The sequence below is a fragment of the Actinomadura meridiana genome (assembly GCF_039537545.1).
Lineage (GTDB): Bacteria > Actinomycetota > Actinomycetes > Streptosporangiales > Streptosporangiaceae > Spirillospora > Spirillospora meridiana.
The window spans coordinates 21,914-36,070 of sequence record NZ_BAABAS010000015.1 but is presented as its reverse complement, the minus strand read 5'-3'; the positions used below and the strand labels follow the sequence as shown (position 1 = coordinate 36,070).

Genomic DNA, 14,157 nt, shown 5'->3' with positions numbered 1-14,157 from the left:
GATCGCCCCCCCGAAGGAGTAGACATGAGAATCTCTCACGTTGCCCGAGCGGGCACCGCCAGCGCCGCCGCCGTCACGCTGCTCACCGCCTCTCCCGCGCAGGCCGCCCCCGAGGGCGCGGGGACAAACGTGCTGCGGCAGGTTTCCCAGGTCGTGGCCGAGCATCCCGGTGCCCGGCAAACCGGGCCCGGAACCGTCACGTTCGATAACGGTGCGGTGCTCACTATCCCCGCCGCCGGTGCCACCGCCGGGTTATGTGCCAGCGGCTGGTACTGCTTCTTCCAGAACACCAACTATGGGGGCCGCAAGCTCAGCTTCCGCGATTGTGGCGCCACAGGCCTGTGGCAGTTCCTTACCGACTACGGGTTCGGCAACAGCACATCGTCCTGGCAGAACTTCACGAAGCACACCGTGCTGGTATACGACCAGGACACGCAGCCACCGAGCACCCTGTGGACCGAGAACCCAAGTGGGGAGTCCACCAATGCCGGCGGCGCTGACAACAAGGCCGACGCGTTCGAAACCTTCTGCGGGTGACGCAGATGAGACGCCACTGCATCACTTTGGCAGCCGCAATGGCGGTGAGCGCGCTGACGCTCACCCTGACCGGATTCGCCTCCAGCCCCGGCGGCGGGCAGGGACCAACGAGCACGGCATCGGCCTCATCCAGTCCGATCACCGACCCGGACCAGGCCCGCCGTGACCCGAACGACCCTGCGGCGCAGAAAGGCTTCTTAGAAAAGCAGCAACGCGCTATGCCCAGAAGATCGTGCGCGACACCAACGTCTTCGCACCGGAAGAAGACTCTCCCGCGCCAGGGCCCGGCACACTGGTGCTTCGAACCGACCGATCCGACGAAGACGCCCAAGGCGCCAGACCCGGCCAAGATCAAGCACGACCAGGCCAACCCGAACCCACCGACGAAGCTATGCTCCCAGAAGCTGGGGCATACCAACTACGATCGGTTCCACGCCTGTTACGAGAGCACCGGCCGGCTATTGAACGAGGACACCGGCGAGGTCGGCACCTACATCCACTACTACGTGTGGGCGACATTGAGCGCCAAGAACCACACATGGCTCATGCAGGTTGGCGTGACCGCGACGGACATGGCCCCCGACCTGTTCGAGGCTGCGCCGTATCTCGCCGTCTCCCTTGCCTGCCCGCAGAACCGCTGTGAGAAGCCCAAGGTCGACAAGAAGAGAATCTTCCCCGACACCTACACCTACTATGAACTGCCGACCTCGATACCAGGTGACGAGAAGATCCGATACAGCAACCCGACCGCTATCTTGACTCTCACCACCGACCACGGGTGGCCGGGCAGCAACAGCGCGAACCCACTTAACGACCCGTTCAACGTCCGATGCGACAAGGAGACCTACATCGGTGGACACGGATGCGTGTTCTATATGGGCAACGCCGCCGCTGCCATCTTTTACATCGACTACAATAACCCGGACCCCAAGTTTGGGGACTACAGGGAAGTCGTCAAACACAACCTGTACGCCATCGATGTGCGCGACAATCTCAAGCACTACGGGCACATCAATTACGGCAACCCGCTCCACCGGGCCGACCCGGTCACCCGTGACGAGAACCGCAGGAAAGCGTGCAACCCGTGGCGGGAGAAAGCCTCATCGCTCGGGCTGTCCTGTGACGAATACCCTTACGCCTCTGCCGAAGAAGGTGGCACCGTGAGCGTGCGTCGCTCCTGCGCGTTCCTGCCCCAAGACCAGAACTCCAACCACGGCAATGCGCTGGAGAACGCCCTTTACAAGCCCAACCGGATCCTGCCGGCCCTCAAGGAGAACGACAAGTACATTCCCGGTGACCCCTATTGGGTGTGGGTTCTCAACGCCCCATCCGAGATCCCGACAGTGAAGCAGTGCGACCAGTATTAACCGACGCCACGTAACACCACGGGCCAGCGTGCCCAGGGGCACAACCTGTGGGTACGCTGGCCCGACCACACGTCCAGGAAGGAGAGATTCGCTGTGCCCCCCCTTGCCAGTTCCCAGGGCGTCGTACATATCGTTACAGAACAGTGGTACCGGATCTCCACCAGCGACAACCTGCCTGCGGTCCCCGACCTGACGATGCGCAGTCACGGTACCCTTGATGCGTTCGAGGGGGATGTGCTCGTCAACACCGGCACCACGGCCAGCGTCATCGATATCACCGCAGAAGACTGGGCCGCTGAACCCCCGCTGCGCGTCGCTGGTGGCTCCTTCGCCGAAGTCACCGAAACCTTCGTTTCCGTCGGCGCGGGACGGCTCCGCGTACTGGCCGCCAGCGGCCCAGAAGTGCTGGCCTTAGACCTGGGCGGTGACGCAGGCCACCGGCTGCGCCTGTACTCCCGCTATCTGACCCCCCGCCACCAGACGCACCTGCTGCGGCTATGGCCCGTCCCGGCAGCGGCCCCGGATTGGGACTACCAGATTGACGACGACGGCCAGCCTATCGTCCGTCCCGACCGCAGCTCCACCGAAACCCTCACCGTCACGATGACAACGGAACAGTGCAATACCCTGTCCACCGAAGTTCAGGAAATGGCCCTCAGCGAGATCCAGAACGGCGACATCGACGACATCGCCGAAGACTGCCGGGAGATCCGCGACATCATCGGCTACAAGACGGAACCCGGCGGTGAGGTGCCTGTGACACTAACGACCCGGCAATGGAAAGTCGCCCTCGCGACACTGGAACATCGCAGCCACATCGGCGAGGTAGACGACTACACAAGGAGTATGTTGTACGTCCTGGACACCATCCGGAGACAGGTGAGCGATCGCCTTCCACGCGGACGCGTCTTCGGCGGCTAGGACGTAATTGTCACAGCGAAGCCCGGAGTTCACTGATACCTCTAATCAGGTTCGCGATGCTCGACCGCTACAGCACGCACTTTATCAATACCATCGACATTGGTAAGTCTGTGGCCGTCCACGTGCGCACCGTCGCGGTGGACGTCGAGATCCGAGTTGCGTTTCTTTCGTCTAGGACGCTCCGGACGAGCCGCCACGTATTCACATTCCACTCCCCCGGCCTGTTCACCTGGTCACCGCTATTTGCGAGCCTCGCGCATGATCTCGACGGCATCGTTCATGCGGTACCGCTCGGCAAGAACTGCCAGCACGTCTTCCTCGGTTCGCTTGGGGCCCCGAGTGCCTGAGCGTTCAACGATTGCTTCGACCGCGGCCAGGGCCTTGAGCGGATGCGGAGCCGCGTTGTTGGCGGCGAACTCGGCCGGAGGGATCACGGCGAGCCCGCCGGGAAGTCTGGCCGGTGGGAAATCCTTGGTGTTGTGTGTGACGATCACTCCGGCACCTGTGACCACGGCCGCAGCGACGACGTGCTCGTCATTGGGATCCGGAAGACCGTAGGAGCCCTCCAGCCCCTCCCAGCCCTGCGCGGCCCGCCGCCGCTCACTGTGGGCGAGCAGGTCGCCCAGCAGGATCCGCCGGTGCGTCCCCGTTCTCTCGTAGGGGATCTTGCCCTCAACGAGCAGCTTGATCACCGTGGGTCGACTGACCCCCCAGAAGGTCGGCGGCCTGCTACGTCGTCAGCGTCTTCGTCAGTGGCGCCACCGTGACGGCGAATCCGTGTTGGAGTGCTTCCACCACCTGACCGAGAACCCGATGGAGCTCTGCGGGGAGTTCGATCCGATCCCCTGGGGCGGCGCCCGCGAGGAAGTAGCGCGGTTCGAGATGTCCGCGTCCCGCCTCTTCGTGCGCCTGACCGCTTCCATGATTTCACCCCTCGCAAGAATCGCAATCGATTGCGTTTCTTTCGTCTAGACGTTCCGAGGAGGCCCTACCCCGGCATGGCGGTCGGATAGGGCGTTCGCCACTACGAGGTCTAGATGATGGGGGGGCGGCCTGTTCGGGTCATGCGCCAGGCGGTTCGGTAGGTGATGGGGCGGCGGGGGCCTGCTGGTTTGCGCCAGCCCTCCGCGAAGCCCTTGAGCCATGGTTTGAGGACGCTTGGCTTGCGTTCGCGTAGGACGGTCATGCCGATCCATACGGTGAGGTAGGTGAGGGCGAGCGGCCACGGCAGGTTGCGGCGGGCCAGCCAGACGCGGTTGCGGGCGTTGTGCCGGTAGAACATGTCGTGCCGCGTGGCCAGGACGGCCGGGTGGAACATGACCGCCGACGCGTCGTAGACGATGCGGTATCCGGCGTTGAGGACCTGCCAGGCGAGGTCGGTCTCCTCGTGGGCGTAGAAGAAGTCTTCGGGGAGGCCGCCGCCCGCGTCGAACGCGCTGCGGCGCATGGCGCAGGCGCCGCCGAGGAACGTGGTGACGGCGGAGGAACGTTCCGGGTCGCCCGCCCTCAGCCGGGGGACGTGGCGGCGCATGCCGCGCCCGCCCTCGGGGTCGCGGACGCGGAACGAGATCACGCCGAGGTCGGGCTCGGCGGCGAACCGGTCGCGCAGATGGGTGCCGAGACGGGTGGAGCGGTACCAGCCGTCGTCGTCCAGGAACACGATCAGGTCGCCACTGGACGCCTCCACGCCCCGGTTGCGCCCCGCCGGGATGCCGACGTTGGTGGGGAGGCGCAGCAGCGTCACGCGTTTGTCGTCGAAGACCTGGTCGTCGCCGGGCCACCAGTCGCCGGAGACGCCGTTGCCGACGAGGATGACCTCGACGTCGACGTGCTCCTGGTCGAGGGCGCTGCGGACCGCGCGGGCCAGCTCCGCCGGACGGTTGCCCATCGTCAGGACCACGACCGAGATCGGGACGCCGCCGCGCGCGGGCTGATCGCGGGCCTCTGCCTGCGGGTCCACTTCGCGGGGGTCCGCCTCGCGGGGGTCCACGGCGTCGCCGTCCACGCAGGAGGTCACTTCAGCCTCCGGGAGGCCAGGATGCTGACCAGGTGCAGCAGCGTCTGCGAGAGGGCGACGGCGGCCACCGCGACCATCAGGACGCGGACGGCGACCGGGTCGTCGGCGCCGTTCGCGACGTCGATCACGGCGGCGGCGAGGATCAGCAGCGACAGCTCGACGGCGCCGATGATGCGGTGGAAACGCAGCATGGACGCGGCCTGCCGGGCGAGGGCGATGCCGCTGGAGCGGGGGCGCAGCGCGCGGTCGCCGCCGTCGGGGTCGGCGGGCAGGCCCGACTTGGCCCGCGCGACGACGACGTTGTCGGTCTCCGCCTTGATCAGCGCGGCGCCGAGCGCGGCGAGCAGGCCGAGCTCGACCCAGCCGCCGTTGTCCCAGCCGCCCTGCGCCATGAAGCCGAGGCCGACGAGCAGCGACACCTCCGACAGGTAGTGGCCGATGCGGTCGAGGAACACCCCGGCGACCGAGGTGCGGCGAAGGTAGCGGGCGACCTCGCCGTCCACGCAGTCGAGCAGCAGGTAGACCTGGATGAGGACGACGCCGCCGACGGCCGTCCACAGGGGGGCGAAGGGCAGCGACACCACGACGCCCGCGACGACGCCGCTGGCCATCATCAGGTAGGTGAGCTGGTTGGGGCTGAGCCCGAGACGCAGCGCGATCCACGCGAAGTACGGCGACAGGTCGCGCATGTAGAGGCGGCCCGCCCAGTGCTCCTCGTTGCGCCGGTCCTTCAACCCGGGCGGCTGCCCGTAGCGGCGGATGTCGGCGACGGAGGTGCCCCTGCGGTGCGGCCGCCGGTCGTCCGGGGGGTCGGTGGAGGGGTTCCGCACGGGGATCTCAGCCTCCATGGGCCTGGACATACTCTTCCACCGCCTTGAGGGTCGCGCCCTTGTCGAGACCGAGAAATTCCAAGATCGTATAACGGCCGGGCCGCGTCTGCGGGGCGTACGCGACGGCCTCGGCGAACTGCTCGACCGTCAGCCCGATGTCGCTTGGGACGCGCGGCAGGCCGTGCCGGGCCAGGCACGCGAGGATCTCCTCCAGCCGGTCCTTGCCGACGCCGAGGTGCGACACGCGCAGGTGGTAGCAGAACGCGGCGCCGAGCCCGGCCAGCTCGCCGTGGTTGGCGGTGCCGGGGAACAGCTGGTCGATGGCGTGCAGGATCTCGTGGTCGCCGCCGCTGGCGGGACGGGAGTCGCCCGCGAACGCCATCGACATCCCGGACAGGACGAGCCCCTCGGCGAGGACGGTCAGGAACCGGTCGGACTCGATGGAGCCCGGCTGGTGCAGCACCGCCTCGGCGGCCGTGCGCGCCACGGTCATCGCCATCCCATCGACGCGCTCGCCGCACTCGTCGGCGGCGAGCAGCCAGTCGTCCACGGCGGAGAAGTTGCTCACCACGTCGCCGATCCCGGCGCGGACGAGACGTCCCGGCGCGGCGTGCACGTAGTCGAGGTCGACGAACATCGCCAGCGGCATCACCACGCCGAACGAGCCCTTGCCCTTGTCGTGGACGAGCGAGGCGACCGGCGAGCAGATCCCGTCATGGGACAGGTTCGTCGCGACCGACACCATCGGGATGCCCGACAGGGTCGCCGCGTACTTGGTGGCGTCGATCGTCCGCCCGCCGCCGATGCCGACGACGGCCTCGTAGGACCCGGCGCGCAGCTTGGCGCTGAGTTCGACGGCGGCGTCGACGGTGCCGCCCTCGACATGGAACACCTCGCACGCCGACAGTGACGACCGGACGTGTTCGGCGATCTGGTCTCCCTGGCCGGGACCGACCGCGATCGCGACGCGTCCCTCCAGGGCGATCCGCTTGTCGGCGAGCAGCTCGCCGAGTCCGGCGACGGCGCCGCGCCGTACGTCGATGGTCAGCGGGGCGTTCAGCATCCGCGTCAGCAGGGGCATGGGCCTCCTCGCTCGGTCGCGTTCGCGGTCAGTAGCCCTTGGCGATCCGGCGGGCCTTCTCCAGGTCGTCGTGGTTGTCCACTTCGACCCAGGGGACGTCGCCGATGGGGGCGACGCCGATCCGGCCGCCCCGGTTCACGTGCTCCTGGTAGCCGTCCTCGTAGTAGAGGTCGGGGTCGCGTTCCCAGGTGGTCTTGAGCGCCGCCGCGAGCGGTTCGGCGGCGGCGGGTTCGATGAGGGTGGCGCCGATGTACTCGCCGTCGGCGGTGGACGGGTCCATGAGCTTGGTGATGGTCGCCAGGTGGCCGGTGCCGTCGAGGACGACCTTCATCTCCTCGTCGGCCAGAGTTTTCACATCGTCCACTGCGAGGAGGATGTCCGGTCCCCGGTTGGCCAATAGGGTCTTTTCCACGCTCACCGGATGAACCGTGTCACCGTTCACCATGAGGACGCCCTTGGAGAAATGCTCCCGAGCCAGCCACAGTGAGTAGGCGTTGTTCCACTCCTCGGCCTTGTCGTTGTAGACGAGCGTGAGGGACACGCCGTACCGCTCCTCAAGCGCGGCCCCGCGCTCCTCGACCGCCTCGGCGCGATAGCCGACGACGATCACGACCTCGGTCAGCCCGACCTCGGCGAGGTTGCCGAGCGCGATGTCGAGGATGGTCGTCTCGCCGTCCGCCGTCTCGCGCACGGGGACGAGGGCCTTGGGGAGGGTGTCGGTGTACGGTCGCAGCCTCCGGCCCGCGCCCGCCGCCAGCACCATGCCGATCATGCGTTCCCTCTCTCCAGGTCGACCATCACGCCAACGTAGGCGGACGCCGCCGCGTATGCGAATGGGAGCAACCCGGACAAGGCCCACAAAGCCCCGACATCCGGCCCCTCCCTGCCGACACCGACCCGGTACCGACATGGCCGCACGGCCCCCGGCACGGCCAGGCAACCATACCGCCACACCCTCGTAACCGGGCACGTTTCCCTGTGGGGGGACGACCCCCCACACCCCCCGGAACGGCACGGTACGTTGAGCGTGACCAGCCCTCCGGCGTTGGAAGCGCCTGACCCGTCGGATCTTCGGGCGGCCGTGTGAGCAATGGCAGGTGCACAGCGTAGCGGTCCGATGACCGCCTGTCGCGGGAACCGGGGTGTGATGGCGACGCGAACGGTCGCGGTGGTGCTGGCGGGCGGGATCGGCGCGCGGATGGGCGCCGGACGTCCCAAACAGCTCATGGAGGTGGGCGGACGGCCGATCCTCGCGCACGCGGTCGGCGCGTTCGACGCGCATCCCGGCGTCGACGAGATGGTGGTCGTGATGGCGGCCGGGCACCTGCGGGACGCGGCCGCGATCGCCGCGCCGTTCCGCAAGACGGCGGCGGTCATCGAGGGCGGCGACACCCGTACCGCGTCCACGGTCGCGGCGCTGCGCGTGCTGGACGACCGTCCGGACGACGCGCGGGTCCTGTTCCATGACGCGGCCCGCCCGTTCGTGGACGCCCCGGTCATCGACCGCGTGCTCGAAGCCCTGGACGGTCACGACGCCGTCGCGGTGGGCGTGCCCGCGTCCGACACGATGGTGGTGGTCGAGGACGGCCTGGTCGTGTCGATGCCGCCGCGCGAGACGATGAGCCGGTTCCAGACCCCGCAGGGGTTCCGGCTCGGCACGATCCGCAAGGCGTACGAGCTAGCGCTCGCCGACCCCGACCTGCGCGCCACCGACGACTGCGGGATCGTGCACCGCTACCTGCCGGACGTCCCCATCCGCGTCGTCGCGGGCAGCGAGCGCAACCTCAAGGTCACCCGGCCGCTCGACGCGGTCGTCGCCGAGCATCTCGCCATCGAGGACGTCCGTTGATCTTCGAGAGCACGCCCACGGTCATCGGGCACCGGGGCCACGGGTCGGGCGCGCCCATACCGCCCAGCGCGGCGGGGCCCGTCGCCGAGAACACGCTGCCGTCGCTGCTCGCCGCCGTCGCGGCCGGGCTGTCCTGGGTCGAGATCGACGTGACGCGCACGGCCGACGACGACCTCGTCCTGCGGCACGACCCGACGATGCCCGACGGCGAGCATCTGGTTGAGCTGACCGCCGCCGCGAGCGGGCTGCCCCGCCTCGCCGACATCTTCGACGCGCTGCCCCCGGACGTGGCCGTGGACGTCGACGTCAAGACCGTCCTGGCGGACGCGGTGGACGACCCGTCCCGCCGCACCGGCGCCCTCCTGCTGCCGGTGCTCAGGCAGGAGGCGAAGCGGCGCAGGCTGCTCGTCACGTCGTTCGACCCGTCGCTGCTGACGTTCCTACGGGACGAGTTGCCCGGCGTCCCGCTGGGGCTGTTGACATGGTTGCGGTTCCCGCTGTGGCACGCGATCCCGGCCGCCGCTGGTCTCGGGCTGGACGCCGTCGCCGTGCACACCGCGTCGTGCGGCCTCGAACATCCCGACACGCGGCTGCCCCCGCTGGAGCAGTGCGTGGACGCCGCGCACAAGGCGGGCCTGGAGACCGTCGTGTGGTGCCCGACCGCCGAGACCGCGCCGGACTACGCGGCCGCCGGGTTCGACGCGATGGTCGTCAACGACGTCCCCGGCGTGCTCACCGCGCTCTGAGGGTCAGCACGGCACTCTGAGGGTCAGCGGTTGCCGCCGTACATGCGCGTCCACTCGCCGGGCTCGTCATCGTCGTCCGACCCGCTCCCGGACGCCCTGGGCTGCTCGGCCGGAGCCGGAGACGGGGACGAAGACGGCGAGGACGGCAGCGGCGGCGGGTTGGACGCCCCGGGCCCCGGACCGTACTGCGGCGTGCCCTGCCAGGGCGACGGCGACGAAGACGGCGAAGGCGAAGGCGGTGCCTGCGGCGGCTGGAGCTGGTGCGGCGCTCCCATGGGCGCCGGGGCGCCCCCGTACAGGGGCGGCGGGCCCATCGGCGCGGGCGGCGGGCCGCCGTAGCGCGGCGTGGCCGGCACGCGGGCCTGCCACCGGGACGGCGCCACGGACGCCACCAGAAGCCCGATGCCCAGCACCAGCAGGAAGCCGGACGGCGCGACGATCAGGTAGCCGTTGCGGGTCTCGCCGGTGAGGAGGTCGCGGGGCGAGTTCTCGAAGCTCCAGCGCGGCGCGGCGACCCACAGGAAGCCGACGACCGCGAAGGCGGCGCCCGGGATCAGCGACGCCAGCGGCGACACCCGCGTCCCGGCGACGAGCCCGACGAGCACGGCCGCGATCAGCAGCACCCCGGCGGCGGCCCAGCGCTCGCCGCTGTCGCCGGCCATGATCTGCACGAACCGCGTCAGCTTCGACGTGCCGTACATGAGGCACATCGCGATGACCGGCGTGACGAGCAGGCCGATCACCACGCCGAGTCCGTGCCGTGCTCCGTTGGACATGGCCACCCTCCAGACCGGGTCGGCGGCAGGATCCCGCCAAACCTAACCCTGAGACGCACGGTAGAGCACGAGGGTTCGGAGGTCGATCTGCGGAATTTGCCCGCTACTGGACGGATTCGCCGGGTTTGACCGGAGCGGGCTGGCCGAGCCGAGGCGGGCTCGTCAGGAATCCGACGCCCCAGGTCAGGTGCATGGTGGCGAACACCAGCGGCAGCCGTGCCCAGGCGGACGGCGGCAGCCCGCGTCCCTCCACCGCCGCACCCGCGACGAGCGCGACCGCGTACCCGCCGGGCACGATCCATCCCGGCCAGAAGCCGAACACCCCGGCGACGGCGCCGACGGTCATCGCGACCACGGCGATCGGCGGCGCCAGGTAGCGGAGGTTGAGGGTGCCCTGGTGCTCGCGGCCGACGACACGCCGCCAGCGGCCCGTGTGGAAGTACTGCTTGGCGAGGGCCCGCAGGTTGGGGCGCGGACGGTAGGTGACCCGCATCCGCGGCGTGAAGAACACCCGGCCGCCGGTCTGCCGGATGCGGTGGTTCATCTCCCAGTCCTGCGCGCGGGCGAACGTCTCGTCGTACCCGCCGACGCGCTCGAGCGCGCTGCGCCGGAACGTGCCGAGGTACACGGTCTCGACCTCGCCCGCCTCGCCGCCGGTGTGGAAGCGGGCGTTGCCGACGCCGAGCTTGGACGTCATCGCCCGCGCGACCGCCTTCTCGAACGGGGTGACGCCCTCGGCAGCCATGATCCCGCCGACGTTGTCGGCGCCGGTCTCCTCCATCGTCTCGACGGCGGCGCGCACATAGTCGGACGGCAGCAGCGAGTGCCCGTCCACCCGGACGATGATCGAGTACTGCGACGCCTTGATCGCGATGTTGAGGCCCTGCGGCGTGCGCCCGGTCGGGTTGGTGGTCACCAGGACCCGCTGGTCCTCGGCGGCGAGTTTGCGGCCGATCTCCTCGGTGCGGTCCCTGGACGGCCCCACGGCGAGCACGAGTTCCAGCTCGCCCGGATAGTCCTGGGCGAGGATGCCGCGGACGGCGTCGGCCAGGTGCCGCTCCTCGTTCAGGACCGGCATCACCACCGACACCGCGGGCCAGGTGCGTTCAGCGGGGTCGGAGCGAGGGTTCACGGCTTCCTGTGTTTCCTGCTGCGTGGCGCTCTGGGCACGGGGAGACGGATTCATGTGTGCTCGCGGGCACCGCCCCGCCAGGACGGCGGCGTCGCGCCCTTCCTCTCTCTTGCTCGCTTGCCTGACGCGGCCCACGCCACCCAGATTCGCGCGCGGGCCGTCGGGGTGTGGTCGAGACGGCGCCACGTTACTGCACGGACACGAGGTCGAGGTAGCGAACGCACGGGTGCCCTCCACTTTAGAGTGGGGTGGACTCGGGTCAGCACGACGTCTACGGGAGGCGGCCGCCGGTATGGCAGACGGGCACGACTCAGGCCGCGGCGGCGCGGGCGACCCGCCGGACGCCGATCCGCTGGAGCGCTACTTCCGGCCGCGTCCGGGGTCGGGGGCCCCGGCGGGCGACGACGGCGACATCGAGGGCGTGACCATCGACGGGATGCCCGCGCCCCGGGTGTCGGTGGAGGGGCCGCGCGGCCCGCGCCGTCCGGGCCGGGGGCTGAGCCGGCGGGCGGCGCTGAACGCGCGGCGCCAGAAGCGCTTCCTCACGCTGACCGGGACGATGTCGGCGTTCGTGCTGCTCACCTCGGGCGGCGCGTGGGCGTTCCAGAACTATGTCACCGGCATGATCGACAAGATCTCGGTGGACGGCCTCGGCAAGAGCGGCGACGCGCCGAAGGGCGCGATGACGATCCTCGTCGCGGGCGTCGACCGCCGCGACGGACTGACGCGGGAGCAGCAGAAGGCGGCCAAGCTCGGGCACCAGCCCGGGGAGCGGTCCGACACGATGATGCTGGTGCACGTGTCCCGCGACCACGACCGCGTGTCGATCGTGAACCTGCCGCGTGACTCCTACGTCACGATCCCGGCGCACAAGTCGAACGGTTCGGAGGGGGCGAAGGGGGCACACATTCCGTCCCGTCCGGGCAAGCTGACGTGGGCCTACCAGTTCGGCGGGCCCGACCTCACGGTCGACACCATCAAACGCGCGACGGGCGTGTCCATCGACCACTACATCGAGGTGAACTTCTTCGGGTTCGTGCACATGGTGGACGCGCTCGGCGGCGTGGACGTGTGCACCGAACAGGCCGTCAACGACCCGAAGAGCGGGCTGCGGCTCCCCGCCGGGAAGTCGCATGTGGACGGCCTCCAGGCGCTGTCGTTCGCCCGCGCCCGCTACACCCTGACGGGCGGCAGCGACCTCGGTCGCATCGACCGGCAGCAGCAGTTCATGGCGCAGATGATGAAGCAGGCGCTGTCGACGAAGACGCTCAGCGACCCGGTGAAGTCGACGAAGTTCCTGAAGGCCGCGCTGAAGTCGCTGCGGGTCGACCACGACCTCGCCGACGACCTGCCAAAGCTCACCGACCAGATGAAGGACCTGTCGACCGACAACCTGACGTTCGCGAAGGTCCCGCTGTCCAACCCGGGGTTCAACGCCATGCTGTGGAACTCGGCGGCGCCGCAGTCGGTCGTCCAGTGGGACCGGGGCAAGGCGCGCGACCTGTTCACCAAGATCCGGCGGGACCAGCCGCTCGACGAGCAGACCAAGAAGCCGAGCCCCCCGCCGACGAAGAAGCCCGAGAACGAGCTGACCGTCGCGCCGGACGACATCTCCGTCCGGGTGCTGAACGCGGTCGGCACACCGGGCCTCGCGACGAGGGCGGGCGGGCAGTTGCGCGACATCGGCTTCAAGGTCACCGTCGCCCCCGGCGTCGCGCGTCGCGGCCTGCACACGACGCAGATCCAGTACGGGCCGGGCGCCGCCGACGAGGCCAAGACCCTGGCGGCCGCGATCCCGGGCGCCAAGCTGAAGAAGCTCTCCGGGCTCGGCGAGGTGGTGCAGGTCATGGTCGGCTCGGACTGGGACGGCGTGAAGGACGTCGAGGTCAGGGGCGCCACCCCGACCACGCAGCCGACGACCGGCGGCATCGACACCGACTCCGCCACCCAGAAGCTCTGTGGCTGAGGGGCCGATGAGCGTTGAGGACCTGATGAGCGAGGACGTCCCCGCCGAAGTGTTCTTCGAGCCGGTCGGCGACGACAGTTTCACCGCCACCCCCGCCACGGCCGGGCCGTGGTCGCCGAAGCTCCAGCACGGCGGCCCCGTCTCGGCCCTGGTCGGACGCGCCTTCGAGCGGCACGAGCCCGTCCCCGGCACGAGGGTCGCGCGGGTCACGGTCGAGATCCTCGGCCCGGTGCCGGTCGCGACGCTGGACGTGCGGGTCCGCGTGTCCCGTCCGGGCAGGCGCGTCACGCTCCTCGAAGGCGAGGTCACCCATGAGGGGCGGCCCGTCGTGCGCGCGTCGGGTTGGCGGATCCTGGAGGCGCCGAAGCATCTGGAGCCCGTCGTGCACGCGCCGGTGCCGCCGCCTCGTCCCGCCGTCACGCCGCCCCTCGGGCCCTGGGACGGCATGCACGTGACCGGCTATCTCGCCGCGATGGAATGGCGTCCCGTGCACGGCTCCTTCGCCGAGCCGGGCCCGGCCGCGGTCTGGGCGCGGTCCCGGATCCCGCTCATCGCCGGTGAGGCCGACACGCCGCTCGTGCGGGCGCTGACGCTGGCCGACAGCGCGTCCGGCGTCGGCAGCCAGCTCGACCTGTCCGCCTGGCTGATCATCAACACGGACCTGACCGTCGCGCTGCACCGTGACCCGGTCGGCGCGTGGCTGCGGATGGACGCCTCCCTGGACGCGAGCCCCGGCGGCAGCGCCCTGTGCCACGCGACGCTCGCCGACACGTCCGGCGAGGTCGGCCGCGTCCTCCAGACGCTTCTGGTGGACGAGCGGACGCCCGTCCAGAGAATCTCGTCCCGCGACACGCCGCCCCACCTCCGTGTTCATGAGTGATCACTGTGGGTAACAATCTTCTTGACAGAGAGTAGCCACTCGTCAGGAGTCCATC

General features: G+C 69.6%; 15 protein-coding genes. 8 read left to right on the top strand and 7 right to left on the bottom strand.

Translation table 11 applies throughout. The features are described from left to right. Nucleotides 1-24 precede the first annotated feature (24 nt). The 3 genes from ABD808_RS21400 (at nucleotide 25) to ABD808_RS21390 (ending at nucleotide 2,825) form a co-directional block, all read left to right on the top strand. On the top strand, nucleotides 25-537 hold the full coding sequence (locus ABD808_RS21400) for a peptidase inhibitor family I36 protein (protein WP_344899390.1): 513 nt from the start codon (nucleotides 25-27) through the stop codon (nucleotides 535-537). A 5-nt stretch (nucleotides 538-542) separates the two neighbouring features. After that, nucleotides 543-1,904: a NucA/NucB deoxyribonuclease domain-containing protein gene (locus ABD808_RS21395; protein ID WP_425548965.1), complete on the top strand. Its 1,362-nt coding sequence runs from the start codon at nucleotides 543-545 to the stop codon at nucleotides 1,902-1,904. A gap of 93 nt (nucleotides 1,905-1,997) precedes the next feature. Then, nucleotides 1,998-2,825 carry a hypothetical protein gene (locus ABD808_RS21390; RefSeq protein ID WP_344899386.1) on the top strand — a complete coding sequence of 276 codons (828 nt, stop codon included), beginning with the start codon at nucleotides 1,998-2,000 and terminating at the stop codon, nucleotides 2,823-2,825. Between the two features lie 239 nt (nucleotides 2,826-3,064). Here the strand turns inward: ABD808_RS21390 and ABD808_RS21385 are convergent, their stop codons facing one another. Continuing rightward, nucleotides 3,065-3,517: a hypothetical protein gene (locus ABD808_RS21385; protein WP_344899384.1), complete on the bottom strand. Its 453-nt coding sequence runs from the start codon at nucleotides 3,515-3,517 to the stop codon at nucleotides 3,065-3,067. A 1-nt stretch (nucleotide 3,518) separates the two neighbouring features. Between ABD808_RS21385 and ABD808_RS21380 the strand changes: the two genes are divergently transcribed. Next, on the top strand, nucleotides 3,519-3,797 hold the full coding sequence (locus tag ABD808_RS21380) for a hypothetical protein (RefSeq protein ID WP_344899382.1): 279 nt from the start codon (nucleotides 3,519-3,521) through the stop codon (nucleotides 3,795-3,797). Between the two features lie 61 nt (nucleotides 3,798-3,858). Here ABD808_RS21380 and ABD808_RS21375 read toward each other — a convergent pair whose 3' ends face one another. From ABD808_RS21375 to ABD808_RS21360, 4 genes are all read right to left on the bottom strand, one after another. Further along, entirely contained in the window at nucleotides 3,859-4,713 is an 855-nt protein-coding gene (locus ABD808_RS21375) for a glycosyltransferase family 2 protein (RefSeq protein WP_344900162.1), read from the bottom strand. A gap of 125 nt (nucleotides 4,714-4,838) precedes the next feature. Then, nucleotides 4,839-5,690, bottom strand: a complete 852-nt coding sequence (locus ABD808_RS21370) for a CDP-alcohol phosphatidyltransferase family protein (protein ID WP_344899380.1) — start codon at nucleotides 5,688-5,690, stop codon at nucleotides 4,839-4,841. Further along, nucleotides 5,680-6,735: an iron-containing alcohol dehydrogenase family protein gene (locus ABD808_RS21365; protein WP_344900160.1), complete on the bottom strand. Its 1,056-nt coding sequence runs from the start codon at nucleotides 6,733-6,735 to the stop codon at nucleotides 5,680-5,682. The genes ABD808_RS21370 and ABD808_RS21365 overlap by 11 nt, the downstream gene beginning before the upstream one ends. A gap of 46 nt (nucleotides 6,736-6,781) precedes the next feature. Continuing rightward, complete coding sequence (locus tag ABD808_RS21360) at nucleotides 6,782-7,525, bottom strand: phosphocholine cytidylyltransferase family protein (protein ID WP_344899378.1); 744 nt, start codon at nucleotides 7,523-7,525, stop codon at nucleotides 6,782-6,784. 375 nt (nucleotides 7,526-7,900) lie between these two features. On the opposite strand from ABD808_RS21360, the gene ispD reads away from it, so the two are divergent. Then, entirely contained in the window at nucleotides 7,901-8,602 is a 702-nt protein-coding gene (gene ispD / locus ABD808_RS21355) for a 2-C-methyl-D-erythritol 4-phosphate cytidylyltransferase (protein ID WP_344899376.1), read from the top strand. After that, on the top strand, nucleotides 8,599-9,348 hold the full coding sequence (locus ABD808_RS21350) for a glycerophosphodiester phosphodiesterase (RefSeq protein ID WP_344899374.1): 750 nt from the start codon (nucleotides 8,599-8,601) through the stop codon (nucleotides 9,346-9,348). The genes ispD and ABD808_RS21350 overlap by 4 nt, the downstream gene beginning before the upstream one ends. A 23-nt stretch (nucleotides 9,349-9,371) precedes the next feature. Here the strand turns inward: ABD808_RS21350 and ABD808_RS21345 are convergent, their stop codons facing one another. Next, nucleotides 9,372-10,124 (bottom strand): hypothetical protein, encoded by a 753-nt coding sequence (locus ABD808_RS21345; RefSeq protein WP_344899372.1) that lies wholly within the window; start codon nucleotides 10,122-10,124, stop codon nucleotides 9,372-9,374. 103 nt (nucleotides 10,125-10,227) lie between these two features. Further along, nucleotides 10,228-11,310 carry a glycosyltransferase family 2 protein gene (locus ABD808_RS21340; RefSeq protein WP_425548956.1) on the bottom strand — a complete coding sequence of 361 codons (1,083 nt, stop codon included), beginning with the start codon at nucleotides 11,308-11,310 and terminating at the stop codon, nucleotides 10,228-10,230. Nucleotides 11,311-11,548: 238 nt separating this feature from the next. On the opposite strand from ABD808_RS21340, the gene ABD808_RS21335 reads away from it, so the two are divergent. After that, entirely contained in the window at nucleotides 11,549-13,222 is a 1,674-nt protein-coding gene (locus ABD808_RS21335; protein ID WP_344899368.1) for an LCP family protein, read from the top strand. A 7-nt stretch (nucleotides 13,223-13,229) separates the two neighbouring features. Beyond that, complete coding sequence (locus ABD808_RS21330) at nucleotides 13,230-14,102, top strand: thioesterase family protein (protein ID WP_344899366.1); 873 nt, start codon at nucleotides 13,230-13,232, stop codon at nucleotides 14,100-14,102. Nucleotides 14,103-14,157 lie beyond the last annotated feature (55 nt).

Bases quoted from the DNA above. Each gene is read 5' to 3' on its own strand.
- ABD808_RS21400 (WP_344899390.1), top strand. From the start codon at position 25: ATGAGAATCTCTCACGTTGCCCGAGCGGGCACCGCCAGCGCCGCCGCC.
- ABD808_RS21335 (WP_344899368.1), top strand. From the start codon at position 11,549: ATGGCAGACGGGCACGACTCAGGCCGCGGCGGCGCGGGCGACCCGCCG.
- ABD808_RS21365 (WP_344900160.1), bottom strand. From the start codon at position 6,735: ATGCTGAACGCCCCGCTGACCATCGACGTACGGCGCGGCGCCGTCGCC.
- ABD808_RS21375 (WP_344900162.1), bottom strand. From the start codon at position 4,713: ATGGGCAACCGTCCGGCGGAGCTGGCCCGCGCGGTCCGCAGCGCCCTC.
- ispD (WP_344899376.1), top strand. From the start codon at position 7,901: ATGGCGACGCGAACGGTCGCGGTGGTGCTGGCGGGCGGGATCGGCGCG.
- ABD808_RS21395 (WP_425548965.1), top strand. From the start codon at position 543: ATGAGACGCCACTGCATCACTTTGGCAGCCGCAATGGCGGTGAGCGCG.
- ABD808_RS21370 (WP_344899380.1), bottom strand. From the start codon at position 5,690: ATGGAGGCTGAGATCCCCGTGCGGAACCCCTCCACCGACCCCCCGGAC.
- ABD808_RS21345 (WP_344899372.1), bottom strand. From the start codon at position 10,124: ATGTCCAACGGAGCACGGCACGGACTCGGCGTGGTGATCGGCCTGCTC.
- ABD808_RS21340 (WP_425548956.1), bottom strand. From the start codon at position 11,310: ATGAATCCGTCTCCCCGTGCCCAGAGCGCCACGCAGCAGGAAACACAG.
- ABD808_RS21330 (WP_344899366.1), top strand. From the start codon at position 13,230: ATGAGCGTTGAGGACCTGATGAGCGAGGACGTCCCCGCCGAAGTGTTC.
- ABD808_RS21360 (WP_344899378.1), bottom strand. From the start codon at position 7,525: ATGATCGGCATGGTGCTGGCGGCGGGCGCGGGCCGGAGGCTGCGACCG.